This is a genomic window from Roseobacter cerffii (assembly GCF_054226325.1).
In genome coordinates this window covers 3793425-3816695 of sequence record NZ_CM135757.1, presented here as the reverse complement: position 1 = coordinate 3816695, position 23271 = coordinate 3793425, and the positions used below count along the sequence as shown (strand labels likewise).

Genomic DNA, 23271 nt, shown 5'->3' with positions numbered 1-23271 from the left:
CGCCTGGCCTCAGCCTGCGTTGCGCAGATCGCCGATCATCGCGTTGATGTCACCGCCGCGGCGGTCGAGCATCGCACCGATCTCGCCACGCTCGGTCAGCAGCAGGTTCACGCCTTCGATATAGACGTTGAAGAACTTGTCGCTACCGGACTTGTCGGAGACGTGGAAATTCACCTCGAACGGGCCTTCGCCGCGCAGGTAAGCGAGCGTACGGATCTCATAGCCCGCGCGAATTTCGCGCGCGGACTGGATCTCGACGCGTCCGCCGACGAAATCGCGGAACTGGCGGCCATACTTGCGGGTGATGTAGGTGGTGAAAGCGTCGTTGAAGGCGCGCTTCTGTGAGGCCGAGGCCGAGCGGCCATCGGCCCCCAGGGCATATTGCGCCATGATGTTCACATCCGCGTAGCGCGCGAAGAGCTTTTCGAACTCGCGCAGAACGGCGGCGTCGGATTGGCCGGAATTGATGACGCGGTCGATGTCGGCCACGACCTTGTCCACCAGTTGCCGCGCGGCGGCTTCGGTCAGCGCCGCGGCGGGGCTGGCGGCCAGCAGGCCAAAGGCGGCGGCACTCAGGACAACATCTCGGCGGGTGAGATTACTCGGCATAGGGATCCTCGTATGGGTCAGCTGCGAAGGGGTCGATATCGGTTGGATCGTCCTGTCCCAGTTCGAACCTGCGGTTTTGCAGGTAAATCGAGCGCGATTGCGCGTAGCTGTCCGCACTTTCATAGAGCACGGAATCGATTGAATCGGAGAATTTCTCGCGGTCGTTCAGCACGGAGGCCGCCGCCGTCGAGGGGGGGACCGCGCGCAGATCATCGTCGAATTTATTGTTGGTGTTGGTTGTCAGCGGGTTGGTGAAGAAATCCACCACCAGCCCGACCGTATCCCGCTGGGTCGAGGGACCGAAGACAGGCAGCTCGACATATGCGCCTTCGCCAGCCCCCCAGACTGCAAGCGTTTCGCCGAAGTCGGTGCTGTGCTCGGGGATGTTCAACTCGGTCGCCGGATCGAACAGCCCGCCGATCCCCAGCGTTGAATTCATCACGAAGCGCAGCGTGGCCAGGCCCGTGCCGCGCAGATCACCCTGCAGCAGGCTGTTTACGGCCACCGCCGGCATCGAGAGGTTCTCGGAGAAATTGTTGACGGTATTGCGGATCTCGACGGGTACAACGCCATAGGCTTGCGACACGGGCCGCACCAGGTTCTTGTCGAGCCCCTTGTTGAACCCGTGAACTGCACGGTTCTGCCGTTCATAAGGGTCGTTGATCCCGTCGGACCGGGTCACGGCCTCCTGCGTGGCGCAGGCGCCCAGGGCGAGCGCTGTGAGAAGGGCGAAGGTGGGCCGCGCGAACGCCTTGGGGAGATGGAAAGCAGGCACTGGGATCATCCTGTGAAATTGACTGAGCGGTAGTTAAAACTTTTTGCGGTGATGCCCAGAGGGCGGTCGAGTGGAATTCGTCTGATGTGGCAGTTGCGCGACAGCGTAACATTACTGGTATTGGGCGTATACAGTCCACAATTCAACGGGCAAGCCCCGAATTGTGAGCGGAAATGCGTTGATGCAACCTGCACGGGAGGTTTCGGGAGGTCAAGGCCTGCGGGCGGTCGCTGATCGGATTTTGTCGCGGCGATAGGGGGTTAGCGGGTGGCGGCGCCCTGTCAGATGGCGCGATGCTTACGTGTTATCCGCTTGTGCAAAGCCGCAGGGTGGGCATACTTCGCAACGAGGGCTGCGCAGAGCCGCGCCCGCACCCCACCCAAGAGGACATGACCATGAGTATTGCTTCCCGCCTTGCCGACCTGGGCGTCAGCCTGCCTGATGCGCCCGCCCCCGCCGCCAATTACGTGCCCTTCGTGCAGGTGGGCAGCACGCTCTATGTCTCGGGCCAGATTTCCAATGGTCCGGATGGCATGGTCACCGGCAAGCTGGGCGCTGATATGGATGTGGCGGCGGGCGCCGCTGCGGCGAAGCTCTGTGCGATCAGCCTTCTGGCCCAGGTCAAGGCGGCCTGTGGTGGCGATATCGAGCGGCTGGTGCGGGTGGTCAAGCTAACCGGGTTTGTGAACTCGACGGCGGACTTCACCGAGCAGCCGAAGGTGATCAACGGCGCCTCCGACTTCCTGGTCGAAGCGCTTGGCGATGCCGGGCGGCATGCGCGTTCGGCGGTGTCGGCGGCGGCCTTGCCGTTGGGGGTGGCTGTCGAGATCGAAGGCATCTTCGAGATCTCATGAAGATTGCACTGCCGGAGGCCTTCCTGCGTCGCCCGCTGGCACATCGTGCCCTGCACGATGTGGCGCGCGGGCGCCCGGAGAACAGCCGCGCGGCGGTGCAGGCGGCCATCGACGCGGGCTATGGCATCGAGATCGATGTGCAGATGAGCGGCGATGCGCAGGCCATGGTGTTTCATGATGATGCGCTTGATCGTCTCGCCGAAGGCCGCGGGCCGGTCCGGGCGCTGACCGCGCGGGACCTCGGGCAGGTGCCGCTGAAGGGCGGTGCGGAGGGTATTCCGGATTTGCCGGAGATCCTGTCCCTGGTGAAGGGGCAGGTGCCGCTGCTCATCGAGATCAAGGATCAGGACGGCGCGCTGGGGCCCGAGATCAGGGGGCTGGAAGAGGCGGTGGCCGCAGCGCTTGAGGGCTATGACGGACCGGTGGCGGTGATGTCCTTCAATCCCCATGCGGTGATGCGCATGGCGCGGCTGTGCCCAGAGATCCCGCGCGGGCTGGTGACCGACGCCTATGAGGCCGCCCATTGGCCGATTCCCCGGACCCGGCGCACGGCGCTGCGCGGCATTCCCGATTATGACCGGGCCGAGTGCAGCTTCATCAGCCACAATTGGCGCGACCTGGGCCGCCCTCGGGTGGCCGAGCTGAAGACGCAGGGTGCGAATATCCTATGCTGGACCGTGAAGTCGCCAGAGGACGAGGCAACGGCCCGCAAAATCGCGCAGAATATCACCTTTGAGCAGTACCTCGCGCCGCATCCCGCTTGATCCCGCGCGGGCGGGGCACAAGTAAGGCGGTGAGCAGAGGCGACGCGATGCAGGAACAGGAAATCGAGATCAGGGTGCTGCCCTCGCTGCACGAAATCGATGCGGCTGAGTGGGATGCCTGCGCCTGCCCGGAGGCCGCAGATGGCGCGCGGCCCATGGACCCGTTCACCACCTATCGCTTCCTGCGGGCGCTGGAGGACAGCGGGTCGGTCGGGACGGGCACCGGCTGGCAGCCGCAGTACCTCACCGCCCGCCTCGAAGGCCATCTGATCGCCGTGGCGCCGATGTATGCCAAGTCGCACAGCCAGGGCGAATACATCTTCGATCACAATTGGGCCCACGCCTATGAGCGCGCGGGCGGGCGCTACTACCCGAAGCTGCAGATCGCGGTGCCGCACACGCCAGCCACCGGTCGGCGGTTGCTGGTGCGCCCCGGATTTGAAGAGACGGGCACGGCGGCGCTCATACAGGGCGCGGTACAGCTCGCAGAAAACAATCGCCTGTCATCGCTGCACCTGACCTTTTGTACCGAAGAGGAGGCGACGCGGGGCGCCGCCATGGGGCTGATGCTGCGCAAGACGCAGCAGTTTCATTGGCAGAACGACAGCTACGCGGATTTTGACGGGTTTCTGGCCAGCTTGAGTTCGCGCAAGCGCAAGAACATCCGCAAGGAGCGGGCGCGGGCGCAGGACTTCGGCGGGACGATCCAGACCTTCACGGGCGATGCGCTGGAACCCGAGCATTGGGATGCCTTCTGGCGGTTTTACCAGGACACCGGCGCGCGAAAATGGGGCACGCCCTACCTTACGCGGCGGTTCTTCGACATCGCGCAGGAGCGCTTGCGCGACGACATGGCACTGGTGCTGGCTGAGCGGAACGGGCGCTGGGTGGCGGGTGCATTGAACTTTTTCGGCGCTGAGGCGTTATATGGCCGGTATTGGGGATGCACGGAGCACCACCCTTGCCTGCATTTCGAGCTGTGCTACTACCGCGCGATCGACATCGCCATTGCGGAAGGCTTGGCTCGGGTCGAGGCAGGCGCGCAGGGTGAACACAAGCTGGCGCGGGGCTATCTGCCACAGCCCACGTGGTCGCTGCATTGGGTGAATGACCCGGGCTTTGCGAAGGCCATCGGCGACTATCTGGAGGCCGAGCGTGCGGCCATCGACGAGGAAATCACCGTGTTGACGGAATACGGGCCCTTCAAACGGGCAGAGATTGAGGAACAGGAATGACGGAAAAACTGAGCGAAGAGACGCGCGGCCCCCTGCTGGAGCCGCTGTTTGCCGCCGGATGGGAAATGGTCGACGGGCGCGACGCCATCCAGAAGACGTTTGTCTTCAAAGACTTCGTAGACGCCTTCGGCTGGATGACCCGCGTTGCGATCTGGGCGGAGAAATGGGATCACCACCCGGAATGGAACAATGTCTACAAGACTGTCGATGTGGTGCTCAGCACGCATGATGTGGGGGGCCTCAGCGCGCTGGATGCGAAGCTCGCCCGCAAGATGGACAGTCTGTCGGAGTAAGTAATGGAAGAGCTACTGCAAACCGAAATCTGGCAGGGCAAGACCCTGGCCGATCTGCTAACCCTCGACTTCCTGCTGAGCGCCGTGGGCTCTGTGCTGGCCGCTATCGGCATTCTGATCATCGGCTGGATCGTCTCTGCCTGGCTGCAGCGGCGCATCCAGAAACTTGGCCGCAAACACCGTCATCTGGATGATACGCTCTTCGACTTTCTGTCGTCGATCATCCGCTATGTGGTGCTGGGCTTCGCGGTCCTCTTTGTGCTCAACACCTTCGGGGTGCAGACCACATCCGTTGTCGCCGTCATTGGTGCCGCCGGCTTGGCCATCGGTCTGGCATTGCAGGGCACGCTGTCGAATGTGGCGGCCGGGGTCATGCTGATCCTGTTCCGCCCCGTGAAACTTGGCGATTTTGTCGAAGTCGGGGGCGAGATGGGCACGGTGAAGGCCATCACGTTGAATTTCACCGAACTGGCCGATTTGAGCAATGTGCAGGTGATCATCCCCAACTCCGAAGTCTGGGGCAATGTCATCACCAACTATTCGACGAACTCCACCCGCCGGGCCGAGTGGACCTTTGGCGTGGGCTATGGTGTGAACCTGGCCGATGCGCAGAAGATTATCCTCGATACGATCATGGCGGATGCGCGCTCCAAGAGCGACCCGGAGCCCTTCATCCAGGTCAATAACCTCGGCGCCAGTTCGGTCGACTTTCTGGTGCGCGTCTGGGTCGATGCGGCGGAATACTTTGCCTATCAGGCTGATATGAAGCGCGCTGTGAAAGAAGCGCTGGACGCAGGCGGCATCGATATTCCCTTCCCGACCCGCACAATTGTGCGCGCGGATGCGGAAGACGGCGAGGCCGAGGGCGACAGTGACACCAGCAATGGCGCGGCCCGGACCGGCTTTGACGGCGACGAAGAGCGCGCCTGACGCGATGTGCTGTGGTGAGATGAAAAAGGCCCGGGATGTCCCGGGCCTCTTTGCTGTCTTACATGTTTTCGAGCAGGGCCTCGCCTGCGGAGACCTCGCAGACGCCGGGGCTTTCCTCGGCCTGCAGCAGTGTGACGGTCCCGTCATCGACCAGCATGGCATAGCGCTTGGATCGGGCGTGCAGACCGGCGGGCGGGGCATCGAAATCCATGCCGATGGATTTGGTGAAGGAGCTGTCAGCGTCGCCCAGCATGGTGATGCCAGCGGCGGCGGCACCCGTGGCCTCCCCCCAGGATTTCATGACAAAGGGGTCGTTGACCGAAACGCAGATGATCTCGTCCACACCCTTGGCGTCGAACTGGTCCTTGGTGCGCATGAAGCTTGGCACATGCGCGGAATGGCAGGTCGGGGTATAGGCGCCCGGCACCGCGAAAATCACGACCTTGCGGCCCTTGGTCTTGTCCGCGAGCGAGACCGGGGCTGGCCCCTCCGCGCCCAATTCGACCAGAGTTGCGTCGGGAAGTTGGTCGCCCTGTGAAATCGTCATGTGCTACGCCTTTCTTGCAATTGCGTTTGTCGCTCTTGCGGATATAGGGTGCGGCCTCGGGCGAGGCCAGAGGTTTCCAGCAAGAGCAAAGGGGGCGGGATGCGCCATATCATCGTGATCGGAGCGGGGCAGGCGGGGTCGTCCTGTGTCGCCAAGCTGCGCAACAGCGGATGCGAGGATCAGATCACGCTGATCGGGGCCGAGCCGGTGCCGCCCTATCAGCGCCCGCCGCTGTCCAAGGCCTATCTGATGGGAGACATGGCGCTGGAGCGATTGTTCCTGCGGCCCGAGAGTTTCTATGCAGAGCAGGAGATCACCCTGCGGACCGGCTCTGCGGTGTCGTCTATCGATACCGAGGCCCGGCAGGTTCATCTGGGGGATGAGATGCTGCGCTATGACGAGCTGGTCTTGACCACCGGCTCGACGCCCCGGCGGCTGCCTGCGCCCATTGGCGGCGATCTCGACGGTGTGTACTGTGTGCGCGATCTGAAAGACGTGGACGCGATGGCGCCGCGGTTTCAGGCCGGGCGTCGCGTGCTGATCGTTGGCGGGGGTTATATCGGGCTGGAGGCGGCCTCGGTCGCGGCCAAACTGGGGCTGCAGGTGACGCTTGTCGAGATGGCCGACCGTATCCTGCAGCGGGTCGCAGCCCCGCAGACCAGCGACTATTTCCGCGCGCTGCACGCCAGCCATGGCGTCGAGATCCGCGAGGGTGTGGGGCTTGAGCGATTGACGGGCGAGGGTGCCGTCAGGGGGGCGGTGCTGAGCGATGGCACCGAGATGGCGGTGGATTTCGTGATCGTGGGCGTGGGCATTGCCCCGTCCATCGCGCTGGCCGAAGACGCCGGGCTGGACATCGACAACGGCATTCGCGTGGATGCGCAGGGGCGAACCTCGGTGCCGCACGTCTGGGCGGCGGGCGACTGCGCCTCCTTTCCGTATCGCGGCGGGCGGATTCGGCTGGAGAGCGTGCCGCATGCCATCGATCAGGCGGAGCTGGTGGCCGAGAATATCCTGGGCGCGGGCAAGGAGTATGCCGCAAAGCCATGGTTCTGGTCGGATCAATATGACGTCAAGCTGCAGATTGCCGGGCTGAACACGGGCTATACGGATGTGGTCAGCCGCGTCGGCGACGGGCACACCGCTTCCTTCTGGTACTACGACGGCGATGCCTTGCTGGCTGTCGATGCGATGAATGATCCCCGCGCTTACATGATCGGCAAGCGGCTCATCGAGGCGGGCAAGACGGCTGATCCATCCGTGGTGGCCGACGCGCAGGCTGATCTGAAGCCGCTGCTCAGCGCGTGAGGATCATTGCCGGTCAGCACCGAGGCGTGGGCCTTGTGAGCGTCGGCAAGGGTGACACCGCCGCGCATTTGCGCCCCACAACGGATCGGGTGCGCGAGAGCCTGTTCAATGTGCTGACCCATCACGATGTGATCGAGGGCGTGCGGGTGCTGGACCTGTTTGCGGGGACCGGGGCGCTGGGGCTCGAAGCGCTGTCGCGTGGTGCTGCGCATGCGGCCTTCGTGGACGATGGACGGGTTGCACAGGGGCTGATCCGGCAGAACATCGCAAAGCTGCGCGCGGGTGATGACACCGAGATCATCCGCCGGGATGCCCTGCGCCTGCCGAGATGTGACGGCGCGCCCTTCGACCTCGTTTTTCTCGACCCACCCTATGGCAAGGGGCTGGGCGAGAAGGCGCTGGCAGCGGCGGATGCGGGCGGCTGGCTGGCCCCGGAGGCGTTCATCGTCTGGGAGGAGGCGCGGCCCATCACGGCCCCCGAAGGCTTCGAAGGCGTCGATCACCGCCGCTATGGCGATACGCATATCACGTTGCTGTCGAAAATCGCGCTGTGATGTGCTAGGCGGAGGTCATGTTCGCCACCGCCGTTTCCTTTTTCTGGCCAGCGGCTGATGCCTCCGCCGCGACGCAGCCCGAACCCAAGCGCAGGCCCTCGCCGATCTTCATCGGCGATGCGGCGCAGCCGTGGGGACCGGAGACGCTGCTCCTCGCCGTTCTGAGACGAGACGCCGAGGATGCCGAGGATCAGCCGGTCGAATAGGTCGGGTGGAAGCTCCCGCCGGGCGAGAGCGTGAAGATTTCCGCGCCGGTTGCTGTCACACCAATCGAATGCTCGAATTGGGCCGAGAGCGATTTGTCGCGTGTCACTGCCGTCCAGTCGTCGGCGAGCGTCTTGGTCTCCGGGCGGCCGAGGTTCACCATCGGTTCGATGGTGAAGAACATCCCCTCCTCCAACACGGCGCCGGTGCCTGGGCGGCCGTAATGCAGCACGTTGGGCGGGGCGTGAAAGACCCGGCCCAACCCGTGGCCGCAGAAATCCCGGACGACCGACATGCGGTGGCTCTCCACGAAGGATTGGATCGCATGGCCGATGTCGCCGAAGGTCTTGCCCGGCTTCACCGCGTCAATGCCGAGCATCAGCGCGTCATGGGTGACCTCGATCAGCCGCTCGGCCTTGCGCGGCAGCTTGCCCGCCACATACATGCGACTGGTATCGCCAAACCACCCATCAACGATCACAGTGACATCGATGTTGAGAATATCGCCGTCCTTCAGCCGCTTGTCACCCGGTATGCCGTGGCAGACCACGTGGTTGACCGAGATACAGCTGGCGTGCTTGTAGCCCTTGTAGCCGATCGTGGCGGAGGTTGCGCCAGCGTCCTCGACCATCCGGGTGATCGCCTCGTCAATCGCGCCGGTGGTCTGACCCACGAAGATCAGATCGGCCACATCATCGAGGATGCGCGCCGCCAGCGCCCCCGCGGCTTTCATGCCCGCGAAGTCGGCTGGGTCGTAGATGCGTATGCCGTCCTTTGTGTGGCGGCCGCGAAGGTCTTCGTCCACGAATTTACTCCATCGTGACTGTTGGCGCGCTTTTAACGCGCAAAAGACCTGAGAGCCAGAGGCCGTCAGATCCAGATGTCGAGCGCGTCTGAGAGATCGACGCCGTTGGGAGAGATATTGGTACCGTAACACAGAGTTTCAACGCCCTGATCGCGGGCTGCGCGGTATGTCGCATCATACTGCGGGTCGATGTCACTGGCCAGCGTGAAGCCTGTGCAGTCGGTACGCTGGACGAGGTAGAGCATGATCGCGCGGTGACCCTGGGCGACCATCTCGGCCAGTTCCCGGAGATGTTTGGCGCCCCGGGCGGTCACGCTGTCGGGAAATTCGGCGAGCCCATTTTGTCGCGAGAGCGTGACGCTTTTCACTTCGACATAGGCGTCGGGCAAGCCCGGCTCCTGCAGCAGAAAGTCGATGCGGCTGCCCGTTCCATATTTGACCTCTGGTCGCACGCTGCCGTAGTCGGCGAGTGCGGGGACGGAGCGGGCATCGAGCGCCGCTTTCAGCGCCTTGTTGGGCAGCGAGGTGTCCACCCCGGTGAAATGCCCATTCTCATGATCGACCAGCCGCCAGCCATATTTGAGCTTCTTTTTCGGATCGTCATTGGGTTCCAGCCAGACGCGTGTGCCGGGCTCGGCCAGCCCCATCATCGAACCGGGATTGGCGCAATGGGCGGTGATCTCGGCACCGGTGTCTTCCAGCACACAATCGGCCAGAAAGCGTTTGTAGCGGCGGGTCAGTCGGGCGGGGACAAGATCGGTTTGAAAGCGCATGAGGCCGGGTCTATACCTGCCCGCAGGTGAGACGCAAGGAAGGCCCCCACATGCCAAACCCAACCGCTGCGATGATGGTGATCGGGGATGAAATCCTCTCGGGCCGCACGCGGGATGCGAATATGTATCACCTCGCGGGCAAGCTGACCGAGGCTGGGATCGACCTGCGCGAGGTGCGGGTGATCAGCGATGACAGGGGCGCGATCATCGAGGCGGTGCAGGCGCTGTCTGCCTCGTATGATCACGTGTTCACCAGTGGCGGCATCGGGCCCACGCATGACGATATCACCGCCGACTGCATTGCCGCGGCCTTCGGCGCCAGAATCGACGTGCGCGCTGATGCGCGTGCTCTGCTGGAGCAGCATTATGCCGCCTCCGGGACCGAGCTGAACGCGGCGCGGCTGCGCATGGCGCGGATCCCGGATGGGGCCACGCTGATCGACAATCCGGTGTCTGCCGCCCCAGGTTTCACGTTGAAGAATGTGCACGTCATGGCCGGGGTGCCGTCGGTCTTTCAGGCGATGGTCGAAGGGCTTTTGCCAAAGATGGTGGGCGGCGCGCCGCTGGTGTCGGAGACCTTGCGGATCCACCGCGGCGAGGGAGATATTGCGGGGCCACTGGGCGCTTTGGCAGAGGAGTATCCGATGCTGAGCCTCGGCTGCTATCCGTTTCAGCAGAAGAACGGCACCTATGGCGCGAACGTGGTCATTCGTGGGGCGGATGCGGGCCTGGTCCGCCGGGTCAGGGACCGGCTGGCCGAGACCTTTCCGAAATGACATCCCCCGATCTTTTCGCGGCAATCGACGCGACATGGCCTGCGGCGCGCTACACACCGGTGGGCCCGTGGGTGCTGCGCGATGGTAAGGGGGGCGGCAAACGGGTGTCAGCGACCTCAGCGACCACCGGCGCGCGCGCGGAGGATATTCCGGAGGCTGAGGGGGCAATGCAGGCGTCCGGGCAGTCGCTGCTTTTCACTCTGCGCGAGACCGAGGCGGAGCTTGACGCGGCACTTGCTGCGCGGGGCTATGAGGTGGTCGATCCGACCAACCTCTGGGTCGCGCCGATCACACGGCTGACGGATATCCCGGTCCCGCGTGTGACCGCGTTCTGCATCTGGGAGCCGCTGGCGATCATGGAAGAGATCTGGGCCAAGGGCGGCATCGGTCCTGCGCGGATCGCAGTCATGGCGCGGGCACATGAAAAGACCGGCATCCTGGCCCGGTGGAACGAGAAACCTGCCGGTGTGGCTTTTGCGGCGATGCATGCAGGCATCTGCATGGTGCATGCGGTGGAAATCCTGCCCGAGCAGCGCCGCCAGGGCGTTGCCAGCTGGGTGATGCGCGCGGCGGCTTTTTGGGGACTGGCGCGGGGAGCGGACCAGATCGCGGTGCTCTGCACCCAGGCGAACGGTTCGGCCAACCGGCTCTATTCCTCGCTGGGCTTTGAGACGGCGGGGCAGTACCATTACCGATACAAAGATGCGCAGAAGGTGCCCTGACATGGCGGATGAGACCCTCCCCACAGCCTTGAACTTGCCGATGGTCGATCCGCTGCCGGAGGCCACGAAGAAATATTTCGATGTCTGCCAGGAGAAGCTCGGGATGATCCCGAATGTGCTGCGCGCCTATGCGTTTGACATCGAGAAGCTCGACGCTTTCACGGCGATGTACAACAATCTGATGCTGACACCCTCGGGGCTCAGCAAGCTGGAGCGCGAGATGATCGCGGTGGTCGTGTCGTCGATCAACAAGTGCTTTTACTGCCTTGTGGCGCATGGCGCAGCGGTGCGGGCGCTGTCGGGTGATCCGCAGCTGGGCGAAGCGCTGGTGATGAACTACCGCGTTGCACCGCTCGATGCGCGGCAACGGGCGATGCTGGATTTCGCGGCGCAGATGACCACGGCAAGTGCCACCATCGAAGAGGCGGATCGCGCTGCGCTGCGGCAGGTGGGGTTCAGCGATCACGACATCTGGGACATCGCGAATGTGGCCGGGTTTTTCAACATGACGAACCGTGTCGCCAGTGCGACGGCCATGCAGCCCAACGACGATTACCACGCGCAGGCCAGATGACGCGGCACCTGCTCCTTTGCGGCCTCGCATTGGCGATGGACGCCAGTGCTGCTGCGGCGGCGGATCTGACGCTGCCGCCCGCCGCGCAGATGACGGTGGAGCGGGCAACCGAGCTGGACAGTTTCGACGCCCCGCTGGGCGCATATGAAGCGGGCAGCGTGCCCGTGCGCACGCTGGAAGGTGCCGTCACGCGCCGGGCGTGGCGGATCGGGACGGGCGGGCTCACCCCCTTGCAGGTGATCGCGCCGCTGCGGGCGCAGATCGAAGCGCTTGGCTATGATATCGCCTTTGAATGCGACAGCGCCGCCTGCGGGGGCTTTGATTTTCGCTTTGCGGTCGAGGTGCTGCCAGGGCCGAATATGTATGTGAACATTGGCGCTTACCGTTATCTGACCGCCTTGAAGGGCACTGCCGAGGACCCGCAGGAGGCATTGACGGTTCTGGCCAGTGTCACCGCCGCCTCCGCCTATGTGCAGGTCATCCACACCGCCACCGATGTCACAATCCGACCGCCCGTAGCGGCGCCACCCGTGGCCGCGCCCGAGCCGGAGACGCCAACGGTGGCCGCACCTGACCTCATTCGCGATGGCTTCGTGATCCTGTCGGATTTGGATTTCGATCTGGGGACAACGGCCCTCGGTCCCGGCCCCTTCGCGTCTCTGGAGAGCCTGGCTGAGCTGATGGCGGCGCGGCCGGAGTGGCGGGTGGCCCTGGTGGGCCATACCGACACTGTGGGCGGGCTGGAGCCCAATATTGCGGTGTCGCGCGCCCGTGCGCAAGCCGTACGCGCGCGGCTGATCGAGCAGTACGAGATTGACCCCGGCAGGCTGGATGCGGAAGGGATGGGGTACCTCGCGCCCATCGCTTCGAACCTGACCGCCGAAGGGCGCGATCAGAACCGACGCGTCGAGGCGGTTTTGCTCAACGTCGAATAGGACCACGAAAGAAAAGCCCCGGTGCGTCGCTTTGCGCCGGGGCCAGTTTACCGAGGGTCTTAAGTATTCTTTACCAGTCCGAGGGGCCTTTCTCCGCGAAGGCATGGACGAGGAAGTCGATGAAGGCGCGCACTTTCGGTTGTGTGAAGCGCCCCGGCGGATAAACCGCATAAATGCCTTGTGTTTCCAGCGGCAGATCGGGGATCGCGTCTTCGATCAGGCCCTTGTCCATCGCGTCGGCGTAGAGGAAGCTCGGCAGGTATGCGATGCCGAGGCCGGAGATGGCCGCATTGAGCAGGGACTGCCCGTCATTCACGCTTAGCCAGCCCGCGGTGCGCACCTGGCGCTTTTCGCCCGAAGGCGCGGTCAGCTTCCAGACGTTGCCGGAGGATTGGTTGGAATAGTGCAAGAGCTTGTGATTGTTCAGATCGTCGATCTTCTCAGGCCGCCCGTATTTCTCGAAGTATTCAGGGCTGGCGATCATGCGCTTGGTCGTCTCGGTGAGTTTGCGGGCGCGTAGCGTGCTGTCTTCCAGCTCGCCAATGCGGATCGCCATGTCGAAGCCTTCCGAGATCAGCTCCACATAGCGGTTGTTGAGCACCATGTTGACCGTGATGTCCGGAAAATCCGAAAGGAATTCGCTCAGCACCGGTGAGAGGTGGTTCACCCCGAAATCGGTGGCCACGGAGATGCGCAAGAGGCCCGAGGGCGCGCTCTGCATCGAGGTGACCAGCGCGTCGGCTTCGCCTGCGTCGTTCAAGACGCGCCGCGCGCGGTCATAGTAGGCCAGACCGATTTCCGTGGGGCTGACCCGCCGCGTCGTGCGGTTCAGCAGGCGCGCGCCGAGGCGCGCTTCGAGGGAAGACACATGTTTGGAGACAGCAGATTTCGAGATCCCCATCTTTTTGGCCGCATCGGTGAAGCCGCCCTGGTCAACAACCGTGGCGAATGCTTCCATTTCTGTGAGGCGGTCCATTGCCTTCCCCTTCTTAGTTCCGTCAGTTCCAAGCTCGGGTATGCATGGCAATTCAGGCAGGAACGCGGCGGAGGTGAGACAGTATCACGGTTTTTGAGTGGATCGTTCGAGGCGTGGAAACGCCGTGCGCCGCCGTTTTCCGCAGCAAACCGCGGGGTTCCGCGCCCGGATTGCCCCTGTTTTACGCGGTGTTTTTCGACAAGCGGATGCTTTGCGTTATGTCTTATCCGGTGAGAACGATCTGGGAGGAGACCATAATGACACGCGTTTTTGCCACATTTGCCGCCGGGATTTTAATGGCGACCGCCGCCTTTGCAGGTGGGGAGACCCCGTCGAACCCGGACGCAGAGGTTTATTTCGTCAACCTTGAAGACGGGGCGACTGTCTCATCGCCCGTGCAGGTGATCTTTGGTCTGCGCGGTATGGGCGTGGCCCCCGCGGGTGCGGAGGTGGAAAACACCGGCCACCACCATCTGTTCATCAACCGCCCGCCCTTGGGCGAGGGCGAGTTTGGAGCCGAGGAATTGGAGCTGGGTATCCCAGCTGACGAAAACCACGTGCATTTCGGTGGTGGTCAGACCGAAACGACTATCGAGCTGCCGCCCGGAGAGCATACGCTGCAACTTGTTCTGGGTGACGCGGGTCACGTGCCACATTCAACGCCGATTGTCTCGGAGGTGATCACGATCACCGTGGAATGACGCGGATCACAGGGCGGCGGCGAGCCGGGTGCCCTGGTTAATTGCGCGCTTGGCGTCCAACTCGGCGGCCACATCCGCGCCGCCGATCACGTGGCAAGGCGTGCCCTGGGCCTCAAGCGCATCGGCGAGGCTGCGGTCGGACAGCTGTCCGGCGCAGAGCACGATGGTGTCGGCCTCGATCAACGTCGGGTTCTCGCGCGTCTCGCCGTGGGAGACCACGATGCCGCCGTCCTCGATCCGCTCGTAGTTCACGCCGCCGATCATCTTGACGTCTTTCATCGCGAGCGCCGCGCGGTGGATCCAACCGGTGGTCTTGCCAAGCCGCTTGCCGGGTTTCTCTGCCTTGCGCTGAAGCAGCGTGACCTGCCGCGCAGGTGCGTCGGGTTGCGGGCCTTCCGGCGCAAGGCCGGAACGGTGCTCCGCCGGGTCGGCCACACCCCACTCGCGCATCCAGTCGGGCAGGCTTTCGGTGGGGCTTGTGCCCTCATGCACGAGGTACTCGGCCACATCAAAGCCAATGCCGCCTGCGCCGACGATGGCGACGGTCTCGCCGACCTTGGCCTTGCCGCGCAGCACGTCGATATAGCTGAGCACATGGGAGGCGTCCTGACCCGGGATCTCGGGGTCGCGCGGCATCACGCCTGTCGCGATGATGACCTCGTCAAAGCCCGCCAGATCGGAGGCCGTGACAGTCTGGCCAAGCTGCACGGTGATACCATGCTCGGTGATCATGGTGCGGTACCAGTCGACGAGGCCCCAGAATTCCTCCTTGCCCGGCACCTGTTTGGCCATGTTGAGCTGGCCACCGATCTCGTCGGCCTGGTCAAAGAGCGTGACGCTATGCCCGCGTTCCGCCGCCGTCATCGCGGCGGAGAGGCCGGCGGGGCCTGCGCCGACGACTGCGATGGATTTGGGCGCGTCGGTCGGGCTGATGGTCAGTTCAGTCTCATAGCAGGCGCGGGGGTTCACGAGGCAGCTTGAGATCTTGCCGCTGAAGGTATGATCGAGGCAGGCCTGGTTGCAGGCGATGCAGGGCGCGATCTGCGCCGACTTGCCCGCCATCGCCTTGGCGACGAAATCCGCATCCGCCAGCATCGGCCGCGCCATGGAGACCATATCGGCGCAGCCGTCCGCGAGGACCTCTTCCGCCACTTCGGGCGTGTTGATGCGGTTGGAGGTGATCACCGGAATGCCCACCTTGCCCATCAGCTTTTTCGTGACCCAGGCGAAGGCCGCGCGGGGCACGGAGGTGGCGATGGTCGGGATGCGCGCCTCGTGCCAGCCGATGCCGGTGTTGATGATGGTGGCCCCAGCCTTTTCGATCTCCTGCGCCAGCTGAACCACCTCGTCATGGGTGGAGCCATTGGGCACCAGGTCGATCATCGAGAGGCGGTAGATCAGGATGAAATTCGGGCCAACAGCCTCGCGCGTGCGGCGGACCACCTCGATGGGCAGACGCATCCGGTTCTCGTAGGATCCGCCCCAATCATCCGCGCGCTTGTTGGTATGGGTGACGAGGAACTGGTTCAGGAAGTAGCCTTCCGAGCCCATGATCTCGACCCCGTCATAGCCAGCCTCCCGCGCGCGCTGTGCGCAGGTGACGATATCGCTGATCTGTTTTTCGATACCGTCTTCGTCCAACTCGGCGGGCGGGAAGGGGGATATGGGGGATTTGATCGCCGAAGGCGCCACACATTTCGGCCCATAGGCATAGCGGCCTGCATGCAGGATCTGCATGGCGATCTTGCCGCCATCCGCATGGACCGCCTGTGTGATCACGCTGTGGTTGGCCACGTCTTCATCCGTGACCATCATCGCAGCCCCCGGCAGCACGGAGCCTTCAAGGTTCGGGCCGATGCCGCCGGTGACCATCAGCGCCACCTGGCCGCGCGCACGGGCGGCATAGAATTCGGCCACCCGGTGCCAGTCCTTCGTTTCCTCCAGCCCGGTGTGCATCGAGCCCATGAGCACGCGGTTCTTCAGCGTGGTGAAGCCGAGATCGAGCGGCGCCAGAAGATGCGGATAGTCGGACATGAAACCCCTCCCCGGATGTGGTTGGCACGAGATCACATTTTCACATATGTGCTGTCACGTCGAACGCGGCGTCACGGGGGCGGAGAAGATCATGATCAGATGGGCTACAGCGGCGGATGCGGATGCTTTGGGCGCGGTCTTCTTTGTTGCGGTCCGCGAGGGGCCAAGCCCCTATACCGAGGCGCAGCGCGCGGCGTGGCTGGACGTGCAGCCGGGTGGTGAAGACTGGGCGGCTCGTCTGGCGCCGCTGCAGGTTGCGGTGGCAGAGGTGGAGGGTGCGGTCGCGGGGTTCATGAGCATCGAGCCGGGCGGATACATCGATCTTGCCTTTATCCGGCCCGAGCACCGGGGCGGCGGATTGTTCCGCGCGCTGTTCGATCAGGTCGAGGCCCATGCGCGGGACGCGGGCGAGGTGCGGCTCTGGACCCACGCCAGCCTCATGGCGCAACCGGCCTTTCAGGCGATGGGCTTTTTAGTTATCCATCACGAGGTGGTGGCGCGGAACGGCGAGAGCCTGCAGCGCGCCAAGATGGAGAAGACGCTGACATGACCCCCGAAGAGATCGAGAAGCTGCCTTACAGGCCGTGCGTTGGCGTGATGCTGGTCAATAAGGGCGGCGAGGTCTTTGTCGGGCAGCGGCGCGACAGCCCGATCAGCACGCCGGCCTGGCAGATGCCGCAGGGCGGGATCGATGCGGGCGAAGCGCCGCGCGCGGCAGCCCTGCGCGAGCTTTGGGAAGAGACCGGGGTGACCACCGATCTGGTTGAAGTGGAGGCTGAAAGCGCGCAGTGGCTGCCCTATGAGTTGCCCCACGATCTGGTGCCGAAGCTCTGGAAGGGGCGCTATCGCGGGCAGAAACAGAAGTGGTTTCTGATGCGGTTTCAGGGGGATGACAGCCAGATCAACATCGAAACGGCCCATCCGGAGTTCTCGGTCTGGCGCTGGCTGGAGGCGGGTGCGCTGGTCGACAACATCGTGCCCTTCAAGCGGGACGTCTATGCGGCGGTGATGGCCGAGTTCGGTGCGCGTCTCTAGGGCCGCAGCATCGGCACATGCGGCCCGGCCGTTTCCGGCAGCACCCCAAGCAGCCGGGGATCATCCGCAATTTCGATGGCTTGTTTCACCGGTGTGAACCCCACATGCCGGTAAAACCCCAGCGCCTGCGGGCTATCGATTGTGCAGGTGCTCAGGTGAAACCGCGAGATCGGCTTGGCCCAGGCCCGGTCGATGGCGGCGTTGATCAGGTAGCGGCCCGCGCCGGTGCCGATCAACTCGGCGGCCAGCCCGAAGTACTGCAGCTCGCAGGCGCCCTCTTCGCGAAAGTCGAGCTCCATAAGGGCGAGGTCTTCGCCGTTGCGCGACAGGGTATAGACTTCGACGCCCGGGTCGGCGAGGACGGTTTCGAGCGCCTCGTCTTCGAGCAACAGCCGACCGAACCACAACCAGTCCGTCGCGCCCACGCGGGTGTAAACGTCCCGATACCAAGCGAGATCGGGTGTCACGCGTCGGAATGTGACGCCCTCGGGCAGTGCGCGGGCCGTCATGTCGGGCCTGGAGGTCATCTCCAGATAGGTGACCACCACGGCGACCTTGCCGAGGGGCACATCGTGGAACCCGTTCTGTAGCACGGTCAGGCAAGCCCTTCTTTTTCAAAGACTTTCATCATGTTGGTCTGGGGGCGGGGCCCCACGTGGCTGATCACCTCCGCGGCGCAGAGGTTGCCCATTCTGGCGCAGGTTTCCAGATCGCGCTTGGTCGCCAACCCATAGAGGAACCCGGCGGCGAACTGGTCGCCCGCGCCGGTGGCATCGACGGGCGTGACCTCTTGCACCGGCACATCGACGCGCTGTCCGTCGCCCAGCACACTGACCCCGTCGCCCGAGCGCGTGGCGATGACCAGCGGGCAGATCTCGGCGGTCTTGGCGAGCGCGGTCTCGAAGTCGGTCTGGAACAGCGATTCAATCTCGTGCTGGTTGCCGATCACATAGTCGAGGTCATTCTCGATCAGCGACAGGAAGTCGGATCGGTGCCGCTCGACGCAGAAGGGGTCGGAGATGGCAATGCCCGAGATGCCGCCACCCGCCTTGGTGGCGCGCGCGGCCTCGCGGAAGGCGGTTTTGCCCGCGTCATGGTCAAAGAGGTAACCTTCGAGGAACATGATGCGCGCGTTGCCGGACACTTCGGGCGGCACATCGACCGATGTCAGGCCTGTGGAGATGCCCAGGTAGGTGTTCATCGAGCGCTCGCCGTCGGGGGCGACGAAGATCATGCTGCGCGAGGTGGGCACATCGCCGTTCTCCACCGGCGGGTTCACGAAATCGATGCCATTGTCGGTCATGGCACTGGCATAGAAGTGCCCCAGCGCATCATCGCGCACCCGACCGATGAAGGCGGTTTGCAGCCCCAGCGCGCCCACACCTGCCACGGTATTCGCGACCGCCCCGCCCGGCGTCTGCAACCGGTCGTTCATGGACGCGTAGAGCTTTTCTGAGCGCTCGCGATCGACCAGCTGCATGATGCCCTTTTCGATCCCCATGAGGTCGAGAAAGCTGTCATCGGCATGGGTGATCACGTCGACAACGGCGTTTCCGATGCCGACAAGCTGGTAGTGTTTCATTGGGTTTTGTCCTCGAATGGGCAGAGATCGCGGATGATGCAGGTGGGGCACAGCGGCTTGCGCGCTTTGCAATGATAGCGCCCGTGCAAAATCATCCAGTGGTGGGCGTGCAGTTGGAAATCCGCGGGGATGTGGTCCTCGATGGCGCGCTCGACCGCCTCGACGGTCTTGCCAGGCGCAATGCCGGTCCGGTTGCCGAGGCGGAAGATATGCGTATCGACCGCCTGCGCGGGGTAGTGCCACCACATGTTCAGAACCACATTGGCGGTCTTGCGACCCACGCCCGGCAGGCTTTGCAGGGCCGCGCGGCTGTTCGGAACCTCGCCACCATAGTCATCGACGAGGATCTGGCTGAGCTTCATCACGTTCTTGGCCTTCTGACGGAAAAGCCCGATGGTCTTGATATGTTCGGTCAACCCGTCGATGCCCAGATCGAGCATCTTCTGCGGGGTGTCGGCGATCTGGAAGAGGCTGCGCGTGGCCTTGTTGACGCCCGCGTCGGTCGCCTGCGCGCTGAGCGCCACGGCCACGACGAGCGTGTAGACATTCACGTGTTCCAGCTCGCCCTTGGGCTCCGGGTCGGCCTCCTGAAAACGGGTGAAGATCTGACGGATGGTGTGATAATCGAGCTGCTTTGCCATCCGCACGGTATGCGGCCTTTCCCGCGCATGGGCAAGACCGCGCGCCGGGATGACTAAAATGCATCTCAAAACTTGTAGGATTTTTCAGCGGTATGTTCACCTCGATATGAAAGAGTGCGGCGACGGTTGTTTTTGACAGGTGGTGGCATGCCTACAAGCTCGTTTTACGGCTATTCAGCTGATGCGCTGGTGTACAACGGCAGCAACGGCACCTTTACGCTTGATCCGTCCTATGACTTCCGGACCGACCGTGTCCTGTTCGAGATCACGGATGATGACGCCTCGCTCGACGGGGATGAGCACAACAACGAGGTGGGCGAAGACGGAAACCAGACCGGTGTTGTCACGCAGCCCGATGGCACCCTGGTGGCGTCGGGGCGCATCTATGGCGAGGAATACGCCATCCTGCAGGCGCCGGATGGCTCTTACGTCACCATCGACCGGATCGAGATCGCCGGGGTCAAGATGGGCTATGTGCCGTCAGAGCCCCTGACCCCCGGCGTGACTTACACCTATGTCGGCGGCGATGATATTGACAACAGCCTGCAGTCGCAGGGCGGTGCCGACACGCGGCAAACCTACACGCAGTACGAGCAGCAAAGCGTGCCCTGTTTTGGACCGGGCACGATGATCCGGACGGAGAATGGCGAAATCCCTGTCGAATGGCTGGAAACCAGCGACAAGGTGCTGACCCGTGATCACGGGTACCAGCCGATTGTCTGGATCGGGCGGACGAAGCTGCCGCCGGAGTACTTCGCGCAATACCCCGATGAGCGTCCGGTCTGTATTCCGGCAGGGTCCTGCGGGGCGAACACGCCCACCCATGACCTGCAGGTGACCGGGGATCATCGGCTGTTATTCACCTCGGCCAAGGCCGAAATGATGTACTTCTCCAACGAGGTTCTGCTGCCGGCCAAGGCCTGGGCGGATCGCGGGCGCGGCTTCCAGATCACACCGGTCAAGCCCTATACGTTGACCCATATCGCCTGCGCGCATCACGAAGTGATCCTCGCCCAGGGCACATGGGTCGAAACGATCTTTACGGGTCCTGAAACGCTGCGCCGCCTGTCTGACGAGGATGCAGAGCGGCTCAAGGACGCGCTGGGGCCGGGCGGGTTTGATCAGGAAACGGCGCGCCCCTGCCTCACGCGAAGCGAAGCGCGGCTGTTGATCGAACCGGGGCGCCATGCCGCGCAGCAGCCATTGTTGCGCAGCGCGTAACGGCACCATCGATGCGGTTGTCACTGCGATATCCCGCAGGTTTCGGGTCGCACCAGAGGGTCTGATTTCATAGGTTGCTGGCATGACACAGCATCAGACACTCCCCGACCAGACAGAGACCGCCTATCACTACCAGGTGATCCGGCGCGCGATTGATCTCATTGACGCAGCGGAAGAGCCGCTGTCGCTGGACCAGCTGGCCGCTGAAATGGGCATGAGCGTTGCGCATTTCCAAAGGCTCTTCTCGCGCTGGGTCGGCATCTCGCCCAAGCGGTACCAACAGTACCTGACGCTGGGCCACGCCAAATCCCTGCTGCGCGAGCGCTTCACAACGCTCGACGCCTCCCACGCCGTGGGGCTGTCGGGCAGCGGGCGGCTGCATGATCTTTTTGTGAGATGGGAAGCCATGAGCCCCGGCGAATTTGCGCGCGGCGGCGAGGGGCTGACCATCTTCTGGGGCTGGTTTGAGAGCCCGTTCGGCCCCGCGATCGTCATGGGTACGGACAAGGGCATTTGTGGCATGGGGTTTGCCGCCGAGATGGGCGAGGAGGCCGCGCTCCAGGATTTGCTGTCGCGCTGGCCGAAAGCGACCTTCGTCGAAGACCCGATGATGTTGCGGCCCTGGGTGCTGCAGGCGTTTGGCGCAGGCGACGGCAGCCTCGACACCGCACCCTTGTTTCTGATTGGCGCGCCCTTCCAGATCAAGGTCTGGGAGGCGCTGCTCAGCGTCCCCTCCGGCCAGGTCACCACCTATTCGGAAATCGCGCAGGCCATTGGCAAGCCGCGCGCCGTGCGCGCCGTTGGCACCGCCGTGGGCCGCAACCCGATCAGTTGGCTGATCCCGTGCCATCGGGCGCTGCGCAAATCCGGTGGTCTGGGTGGATATCATTGGGGCCTTCCGATGAAACGCGCGATGCTGGCCTATGAGGCGGTGCACGCGGAGAGTTGACCGAATGCGCGGGGCGGCGGGTTGCCGCCCAAGCTTTTTCCCCTTGGTTTGTAGCGGAACCGCGGCCATATATACGGCGTTCAACCAAGACGCCCTGCCCGAACGGGGCCGCAACCATTGAAGGCAGACCGCTATGACTTTTCTGAAAACTCCGTTGATTCTTGCCGTGTCGGGCACGCTGGTTCTGACCGCTTGTACGGATCCGAACCAGATCGGCGCCAACTCCAGCAACCCCAAGGCGCAGCGCGGCGCGCTGATCGGGGCGGGTGCAGGCGCGCTTGCGGGCGCGCTGTCCAGAGGCGACGGAAACCGCGGCGACGGGGCACTTGTCGGGGCGGTGATCGGTGGCGCAATCGGCGCGGGCATTGGCTACAACCTCGACCAGCAGGAGGCTGAGCTGCGCCGCGACCTCGACAACAACGTGACCATCACCAACACCGGTGATCGCCTGATCCTGAACTTGCCGCAGAGCATCGTTTTTGCCACCGACAGCTTTGCCGTGCGCCCCGATCTGCAGGATGATCTCTTCTCCGTTGCCGCGAGCCTGAACAAGTATCCCCAGTCGACTGTGCAGGTGATCGGGCATACCGACAGCGACGGCGACGCGGGCTATAACCAGCAGCTTTCCGAGCGTCGCGCGACGGCCGTGGCAAATGTCCTGCTGAATGCGGGCGTGCCGAGCGCCCGGTTGCAGACCTTTGGGCGGGGCGAGAACCAGCCCATTGCAAGCAACCTGAACGCCGCTGGAAAGGCACAGAACCGCCGGGTCGAGATCGTCATTCTGCCCACGACCTGACACAGCGCAACATTATCGCCGCAGGAGCCCCGAAATTGTCGTCGGGGCTCTTGTTTTTTCGAGGCGTCGCATCAGGCTTACGGCGGATGCTGACTGAGGGAAAATTGGATCATGGCGAAATACACGCTTCTTGGGTTGTCCGGATCGCTGCGCAAAGGCTCGACCAACACGAAGTTGCTGCATGAGGCAGCGCGGCTTTTCGGGGACTGCGACTTCGCGCTCGCCGATTTGCGCTTGCCACTTTATGACGGTGACGAGGAAGCGGCCCATGGCGTCCCGGACGCGGTCCAGTCTCTGGCCGAACGCATTGCCGCGGCGGATGCGGTGATCATCTCGACGCCTGAGTACAACAAGGGCCCGTCGGGCGTGTTGAAAAACGCGCTGGATTGGGTGAGCCGGACGAAGGATCGGCCCTGGTCGGGCAAGCCGGTGGCGGTCATGTCCGCGGCAGCGGGCCGCGCGGGCGGCGAGCGGGCGCAGATGGTTTTGCGTGGTTTCATGGTGCCGTTTCGCCCGGTGATCCTGCAAGGCCCTGAGATCCATCTCGCCGACAGCAGCAACCAGTTTGATGACGACGGCCATCTGACAGGCGAGATCTATCTGCGGGAGTTGAAGGCCCTGATGCAGGCGCTGCGGGCTGAGGTCGACCGTTGAGGGGTTGAGGCCGCTCGGTCTGAC

29 protein-coding genes are annotated in these 23271 nt (G+C 63.7%); 19 read left to right on the top strand and 10 right to left on the bottom strand.

The window, feature by feature from the left end:
• Positions 1-9: 9 nt before the first annotated feature.
• The gene (locus ACVC7O_RS18575) at positions 10-609 is read right to left on the bottom strand and encodes an MlaC/ttg2D family ABC transporter substrate-binding protein (protein WP_458323606.1); all 600 of its coding nucleotides are present in this window, start codon (positions 607-609) and stop codon (positions 10-12) included.
• Positions 599-1393 (bottom strand): MlaA family lipoprotein, encoded by a 795-nt coding sequence (locus ACVC7O_RS18570; protein ID WP_458323605.1) that lies wholly within the window; start codon positions 1391-1393, stop codon positions 599-601. The genes ACVC7O_RS18575 and ACVC7O_RS18570 overlap by 11 nt, the downstream gene beginning before the upstream one ends.
• Before the next feature lie 386 nt (positions 1394-1779).
• Between ACVC7O_RS18570 and ACVC7O_RS18565 the strand changes: the two genes are divergently transcribed.
• Genes ACVC7O_RS18565 through ACVC7O_RS18545 form a run of 5 tightly spaced genes read left to right on the top strand, consistent with a single transcriptional unit; the run spans position 1780 to position 5460 of the window.
• Positions 1780-2238 carry a RidA family protein gene (locus ACVC7O_RS18565; RefSeq protein ID WP_458323604.1) on the top strand — a complete coding sequence of 153 codons (459 nt, stop codon included), beginning with the start codon at positions 1780-1782 and terminating at the stop codon, positions 2236-2238.
• Positions 2235-3002, top strand: a complete 768-nt coding sequence (locus tag ACVC7O_RS18560) for a glycerophosphodiester phosphodiesterase family protein (protein ID WP_458323603.1) — start codon at positions 2235-2237, stop codon at positions 3000-3002. The genes ACVC7O_RS18565 and ACVC7O_RS18560 overlap by 4 nt, the downstream gene beginning before the upstream one ends.
• 47 nt (positions 3003-3049) lie before the next feature.
• Complete coding sequence (locus tag ACVC7O_RS18555) at positions 3050-4237, top strand: GNAT family N-acetyltransferase (RefSeq protein WP_458323602.1); 1188 nt, start codon at positions 3050-3052, stop codon at positions 4235-4237.
• A complete protein-coding gene (locus tag ACVC7O_RS18550; protein WP_458323601.1) occupies positions 4234-4530 on the top strand; it encodes a 4a-hydroxytetrahydrobiopterin dehydratase in 297 nt (98 codons plus the stop codon). The genes ACVC7O_RS18555 and ACVC7O_RS18550 overlap by 4 nt, the downstream gene beginning before the upstream one ends.
• 3 nt (positions 4531-4533) lie before the next feature.
• Positions 4534-5460, top strand: coding sequence for a mechanosensitive ion channel family protein (locus ACVC7O_RS18545; protein ID WP_458323600.1), 927 nt, complete (start codon positions 4534-4536; stop codon positions 5458-5460).
• A 58-nt stretch (positions 5461-5518) separates the two neighbouring features.
• On the opposite strand, the gene ACVC7O_RS18540 is transcribed toward ACVC7O_RS18545, so the two are convergent.
• On the bottom strand, positions 5519-6007 hold the full coding sequence (locus tag ACVC7O_RS18540; RefSeq protein ID WP_458323599.1) for a redoxin family protein: 489 nt from the start codon (positions 6005-6007) through the stop codon (positions 5519-5521).
• A 99-nt stretch (positions 6008-6106) separates the two neighbouring features.
• Here ACVC7O_RS18540 and ACVC7O_RS18535 point away from each other — a divergent pair, with 99 nt between their 5' ends.
• From ACVC7O_RS18535 to ACVC7O_RS18525, 3 genes are read left to right on the top strand one after another with little or no spacing between them, the layout of a single operon-like run.
• On the top strand, positions 6107-7315 hold the full coding sequence (locus tag ACVC7O_RS18535) for an NAD(P)/FAD-dependent oxidoreductase (protein WP_458323598.1): 1209 nt from the start codon (positions 6107-6109) through the stop codon (positions 7313-7315).
• Positions 7312-7869, top strand: coding sequence for a 16S rRNA (guanine(966)-N(2))-methyltransferase RsmD (gene rsmD, locus ACVC7O_RS18530; RefSeq protein ID WP_458323597.1), 558 nt, complete (start codon positions 7312-7314; stop codon positions 7867-7869). Before ACVC7O_RS18535 ends, rsmD begins: the two co-directional genes overlap by 4 nt.
• 17 nt (positions 7870-7886) lie before the next feature.
• Positions 7887-8075, top strand: coding sequence for a hypothetical protein (locus tag ACVC7O_RS18525; RefSeq protein ID WP_458323596.1), 189 nt, complete (start codon positions 7887-7889; stop codon positions 8073-8075).
• On the opposite strand, the gene map is transcribed toward ACVC7O_RS18525, so the two are convergent.
• Both map and sfsA read right to left on the bottom strand, forming a co-directional pair.
• On the bottom strand, positions 8060-8878 hold the full coding sequence (map, locus tag ACVC7O_RS18520) for a type I methionyl aminopeptidase (RefSeq protein ID WP_458323595.1): 819 nt from the start codon (positions 8876-8878) through the stop codon (positions 8060-8062). The genes ACVC7O_RS18525 and map overlap by 16 nt on opposite strands.
• A gap of 65 nt (positions 8879-8943) precedes the next feature.
• Positions 8944-9651 carry a DNA/RNA nuclease SfsA gene (gene sfsA / locus ACVC7O_RS18515; protein WP_458323594.1) on the bottom strand — a complete coding sequence of 236 codons (708 nt, stop codon included), beginning with the start codon at positions 9649-9651 and terminating at the stop codon, positions 8944-8946.
• A 50-nt stretch (positions 9652-9701) separates the two neighbouring features.
• On the opposite strand from sfsA, the gene ACVC7O_RS18510 reads away from it, so the two are divergent.
• Genes ACVC7O_RS18510 through ACVC7O_RS18495 form a run of 4 tightly spaced genes read left to right on the top strand, consistent with a single transcriptional unit; the run spans position 9702 to position 12658 of the window.
• Complete coding sequence (locus ACVC7O_RS18510; protein ID WP_458323593.1) at positions 9702-10427, top strand: competence/damage-inducible protein A; 726 nt, start codon at positions 9702-9704, stop codon at positions 10425-10427.
• Positions 10424-11149, top strand: a complete 726-nt coding sequence (locus ACVC7O_RS18505) for a GNAT family N-acetyltransferase (RefSeq protein WP_458323592.1) — start codon at positions 10424-10426, stop codon at positions 11147-11149. The genes ACVC7O_RS18510 and ACVC7O_RS18505 overlap by 4 nt, the downstream gene beginning before the upstream one ends.
• 1 nt (position 11150) lies before the next feature.
• Positions 11151-11723, top strand: coding sequence for a peroxidase-related enzyme (locus ACVC7O_RS18500; protein WP_458323591.1), 573 nt, complete (start codon positions 11151-11153; stop codon positions 11721-11723).
• Positions 11720-12658: an OmpA family protein gene (locus ACVC7O_RS18495; protein ID WP_458323590.1), complete on the top strand. Its 939-nt coding sequence runs from the start codon at positions 11720-11722 to the stop codon at positions 12656-12658. Before ACVC7O_RS18500 ends, ACVC7O_RS18495 begins: the two co-directional genes overlap by 4 nt.
• A gap of 70 nt (positions 12659-12728) precedes the next feature.
• On the opposite strand, the gene ACVC7O_RS18490 is transcribed toward ACVC7O_RS18495, so the two are convergent.
• A complete protein-coding gene (locus ACVC7O_RS18490) occupies positions 12729-13634 on the bottom strand; it encodes a LysR family transcriptional regulator (protein WP_458323589.1) in 906 nt (301 codons plus the stop codon).
• Between the two features lie 257 nt (positions 13635-13891).
• On the opposite strand from ACVC7O_RS18490, the gene ACVC7O_RS18485 reads away from it, so the two are divergent.
• Positions 13892-14335 carry a DUF4399 domain-containing protein gene (locus tag ACVC7O_RS18485; RefSeq protein WP_458323588.1) on the top strand — a complete coding sequence of 148 codons (444 nt, stop codon included), beginning with the start codon at positions 13892-13894 and terminating at the stop codon, positions 14333-14335.
• A 6-nt stretch (positions 14336-14341) separates the two neighbouring features.
• On the opposite strand, the gene ACVC7O_RS18480 is transcribed toward ACVC7O_RS18485, so the two are convergent.
• A complete protein-coding gene (locus ACVC7O_RS18480) occupies positions 14342-16369 on the bottom strand; it encodes an FAD-dependent oxidoreductase (protein ID WP_458323587.1) in 2028 nt (675 codons plus the stop codon).
• 91 nt (positions 16370-16460) lie between these two features.
• Between ACVC7O_RS18480 and ACVC7O_RS18475 the strand changes: the two genes are divergently transcribed.
• Both ACVC7O_RS18475 and ACVC7O_RS18470 read left to right on the top strand, forming a co-directional pair.
• Positions 16461-16919 carry a GNAT family N-acetyltransferase gene (locus ACVC7O_RS18475; protein WP_458323586.1) on the top strand — a complete coding sequence of 153 codons (459 nt, stop codon included), beginning with the start codon at positions 16461-16463 and terminating at the stop codon, positions 16917-16919.
• Positions 16916-17404, top strand: a complete 489-nt coding sequence (locus ACVC7O_RS18470) for an RNA pyrophosphohydrolase (protein WP_458323585.1) — start codon at positions 16916-16918, stop codon at positions 17402-17404. The genes ACVC7O_RS18475 and ACVC7O_RS18470 overlap by 4 nt, the downstream gene beginning before the upstream one ends.
• On the opposite strand, the gene ACVC7O_RS18465 is transcribed toward ACVC7O_RS18470, so the two are convergent.
• Genes ACVC7O_RS18465 through nth form a run of 3 tightly spaced genes read right to left on the bottom strand, consistent with a single transcriptional unit; the run spans position 17401 to position 19627 of the window.
• Complete coding sequence (locus ACVC7O_RS18465) at positions 17401-17997, bottom strand: GNAT family N-acetyltransferase (RefSeq protein ID WP_458323584.1); 597 nt, start codon at positions 17995-17997, stop codon at positions 17401-17403. The two genes, ACVC7O_RS18470 and ACVC7O_RS18465, sit on opposite strands and share 4 nt — an antisense overlap.
• 2 nt (positions 17998-17999) lie before the next feature.
• Positions 18000-18986, bottom strand: coding sequence for an adenosine kinase (locus ACVC7O_RS18460; protein WP_458323583.1), 987 nt, complete (start codon positions 18984-18986; stop codon positions 18000-18002).
• Positions 18983-19627 (bottom strand): endonuclease III, encoded by a 645-nt coding sequence (nth, locus tag ACVC7O_RS18455; RefSeq protein WP_458326112.1) that lies wholly within the window; start codon positions 19625-19627, stop codon positions 18983-18985. Before nth ends, ACVC7O_RS18460 begins: the two co-directional genes overlap by 4 nt.
• 147 nt (positions 19628-19774) lie before the next feature.
• Between nth and ACVC7O_RS18450 the strand changes: the two genes are divergently transcribed.
• The 4 genes from ACVC7O_RS18450 to ACVC7O_RS18435 all read left to right on the top strand — a co-directional run bounded on the left by ACVC7O_RS18450 (position 19775) and on the right by ACVC7O_RS18435 (position 23247).
• Positions 19775-20848, top strand: coding sequence for a Hint domain-containing protein (locus tag ACVC7O_RS18450; protein ID WP_458323582.1), 1074 nt, complete (start codon positions 19775-19777; stop codon positions 20846-20848).
• An 82-nt stretch (positions 20849-20930) separates the two neighbouring features.
• On the top strand, positions 20931-21797 hold the full coding sequence (locus ACVC7O_RS18445) for a methylated-DNA--[protein]-cysteine S-methyltransferase (protein ID WP_458323581.1): 867 nt from the start codon (positions 20931-20933) through the stop codon (positions 21795-21797).
• Between the two features lie 133 nt (positions 21798-21930).
• A complete protein-coding gene (locus ACVC7O_RS18440) occupies positions 21931-22593 on the top strand; it encodes an OmpA family protein (protein ID WP_458323580.1) in 663 nt (220 codons plus the stop codon).
• A gap of 111 nt (positions 22594-22704) precedes the next feature.
• Complete coding sequence (locus ACVC7O_RS18435; RefSeq protein WP_458323579.1) at positions 22705-23247, top strand: NADPH-dependent FMN reductase; 543 nt, start codon at positions 22705-22707, stop codon at positions 23245-23247.
• Positions 23248-23271: the final 24 nt, after the last annotated feature.

Excerpts from the sequence above, each read along its gene's own strand:
- ACVC7O_RS18435 (WP_458323579.1), top strand. The coding sequence starts at position 22,705 with ATGGCGAAATACACGCTTCTTGGGTTGTCCGGATCGCTGCGCAAAGGC.
- ACVC7O_RS18475 (WP_458323586.1), top strand. The coding sequence starts at position 16,461 with ATGATCAGATGGGCTACAGCGGCGGATGCGGATGCTTTGGGCGCGGTC.
- ACVC7O_RS18480 (WP_458323587.1), bottom strand. The coding sequence starts at position 16,369 with ATGTCCGACTATCCGCATCTTCTGGCGCCGCTCGATCTCGGCTTCACC.
- ACVC7O_RS18545 (WP_458323600.1), top strand. The coding sequence starts at position 4,534 with ATGGAAGAGCTACTGCAAACCGAAATCTGGCAGGGCAAGACCCTGGCC.
- ACVC7O_RS18565 (WP_458323604.1), top strand. The coding sequence starts at position 1,780 with ATGAGTATTGCTTCCCGCCTTGCCGACCTGGGCGTCAGCCTGCCTGAT.
- ACVC7O_RS18535 (WP_458323598.1), top strand. The coding sequence starts at position 6,107 with ATGCGCCATATCATCGTGATCGGAGCGGGGCAGGCGGGGTCGTCCTGT.
- ACVC7O_RS18560 (WP_458323603.1), top strand. The coding sequence starts at position 2,235 with ATGAAGATTGCACTGCCGGAGGCCTTCCTGCGTCGCCCGCTGGCACAT.
- ACVC7O_RS18500 (WP_458323591.1), top strand. The coding sequence starts at position 11,151 with ATGGCGGATGAGACCCTCCCCACAGCCTTGAACTTGCCGATGGTCGAT.
- ACVC7O_RS18490 (WP_458323589.1), bottom strand. The coding sequence starts at position 13,634 with ATGGACCGCCTCACAGAAATGGAAGCATTCGCCACGGTTGTTGACCAG.
- ACVC7O_RS18485 (WP_458323588.1), top strand. The coding sequence starts at position 13,892 with ATGACACGCGTTTTTGCCACATTTGCCGCCGGGATTTTAATGGCGACC.
- ACVC7O_RS18540 (WP_458323599.1), bottom strand. The coding sequence starts at position 6,007 with ATGACGATTTCACAGGGCGACCAACTTCCCGACGCAACTCTGGTCGAA.
- ACVC7O_RS18440 (WP_458323580.1), top strand. The coding sequence starts at position 21,931 with ATGACTTTTCTGAAAACTCCGTTGATTCTTGCCGTGTCGGGCACGCTG.
- ACVC7O_RS18460 (WP_458323583.1), bottom strand. The coding sequence starts at position 18,986 with ATGAAACACTACCAGCTTGTCGGCATCGGAAACGCCGTTGTCGACGTG.
- ACVC7O_RS18450 (WP_458323582.1), top strand. The coding sequence starts at position 19,775 with ATGCCTACAAGCTCGTTTTACGGCTATTCAGCTGATGCGCTGGTGTAC.
- ACVC7O_RS18525 (WP_458323596.1), top strand. The coding sequence starts at position 7,887 with ATGTTCGCCACCGCCGTTTCCTTTTTCTGGCCAGCGGCTGATGCCTCC.
- ACVC7O_RS18505 (WP_458323592.1), top strand. The coding sequence starts at position 10,424 with ATGACATCCCCCGATCTTTTCGCGGCAATCGACGCGACATGGCCTGCG.
- sfsA (WP_458323594.1), bottom strand. The coding sequence starts at position 9,651 with ATGCGCTTTCAAACCGATCTTGTCCCCGCCCGACTGACCCGCCGCTAC.
- ACVC7O_RS18575 (WP_458323606.1), bottom strand. The coding sequence starts at position 609 with ATGCCGAGTAATCTCACCCGCCGAGATGTTGTCCTGAGTGCCGCCGCC.
- ACVC7O_RS18470 (WP_458323585.1), top strand. The coding sequence starts at position 16,916 with ATGACCCCCGAAGAGATCGAGAAGCTGCCTTACAGGCCGTGCGTTGGC.
- ACVC7O_RS18550 (WP_458323601.1), top strand. The coding sequence starts at position 4,234 with ATGACGGAAAAACTGAGCGAAGAGACGCGCGGCCCCCTGCTGGAGCCG.
- ACVC7O_RS18570 (WP_458323605.1), bottom strand. The coding sequence starts at position 1,393 with ATGATCCCAGTGCCTGCTTTCCATCTCCCCAAGGCGTTCGCGCGGCCC.
- nth (WP_458326112.1), bottom strand. The coding sequence starts at position 19,627 with ATGGCAAAGCAGCTCGATTATCACACCATCCGTCAGATCTTCACCCGT.
- ACVC7O_RS18555 (WP_458323602.1), top strand. The coding sequence starts at position 3,050 with ATGCAGGAACAGGAAATCGAGATCAGGGTGCTGCCCTCGCTGCACGAA.
- ACVC7O_RS18495 (WP_458323590.1), top strand. The coding sequence starts at position 11,720 with ATGACGCGGCACCTGCTCCTTTGCGGCCTCGCATTGGCGATGGACGCC.
- ACVC7O_RS18510 (WP_458323593.1), top strand. The coding sequence starts at position 9,702 with ATGCCAAACCCAACCGCTGCGATGATGGTGATCGGGGATGAAATCCTC.
- ACVC7O_RS18445 (WP_458323581.1), top strand. The coding sequence starts at position 20,931 with ATGACACAGCATCAGACACTCCCCGACCAGACAGAGACCGCCTATCAC.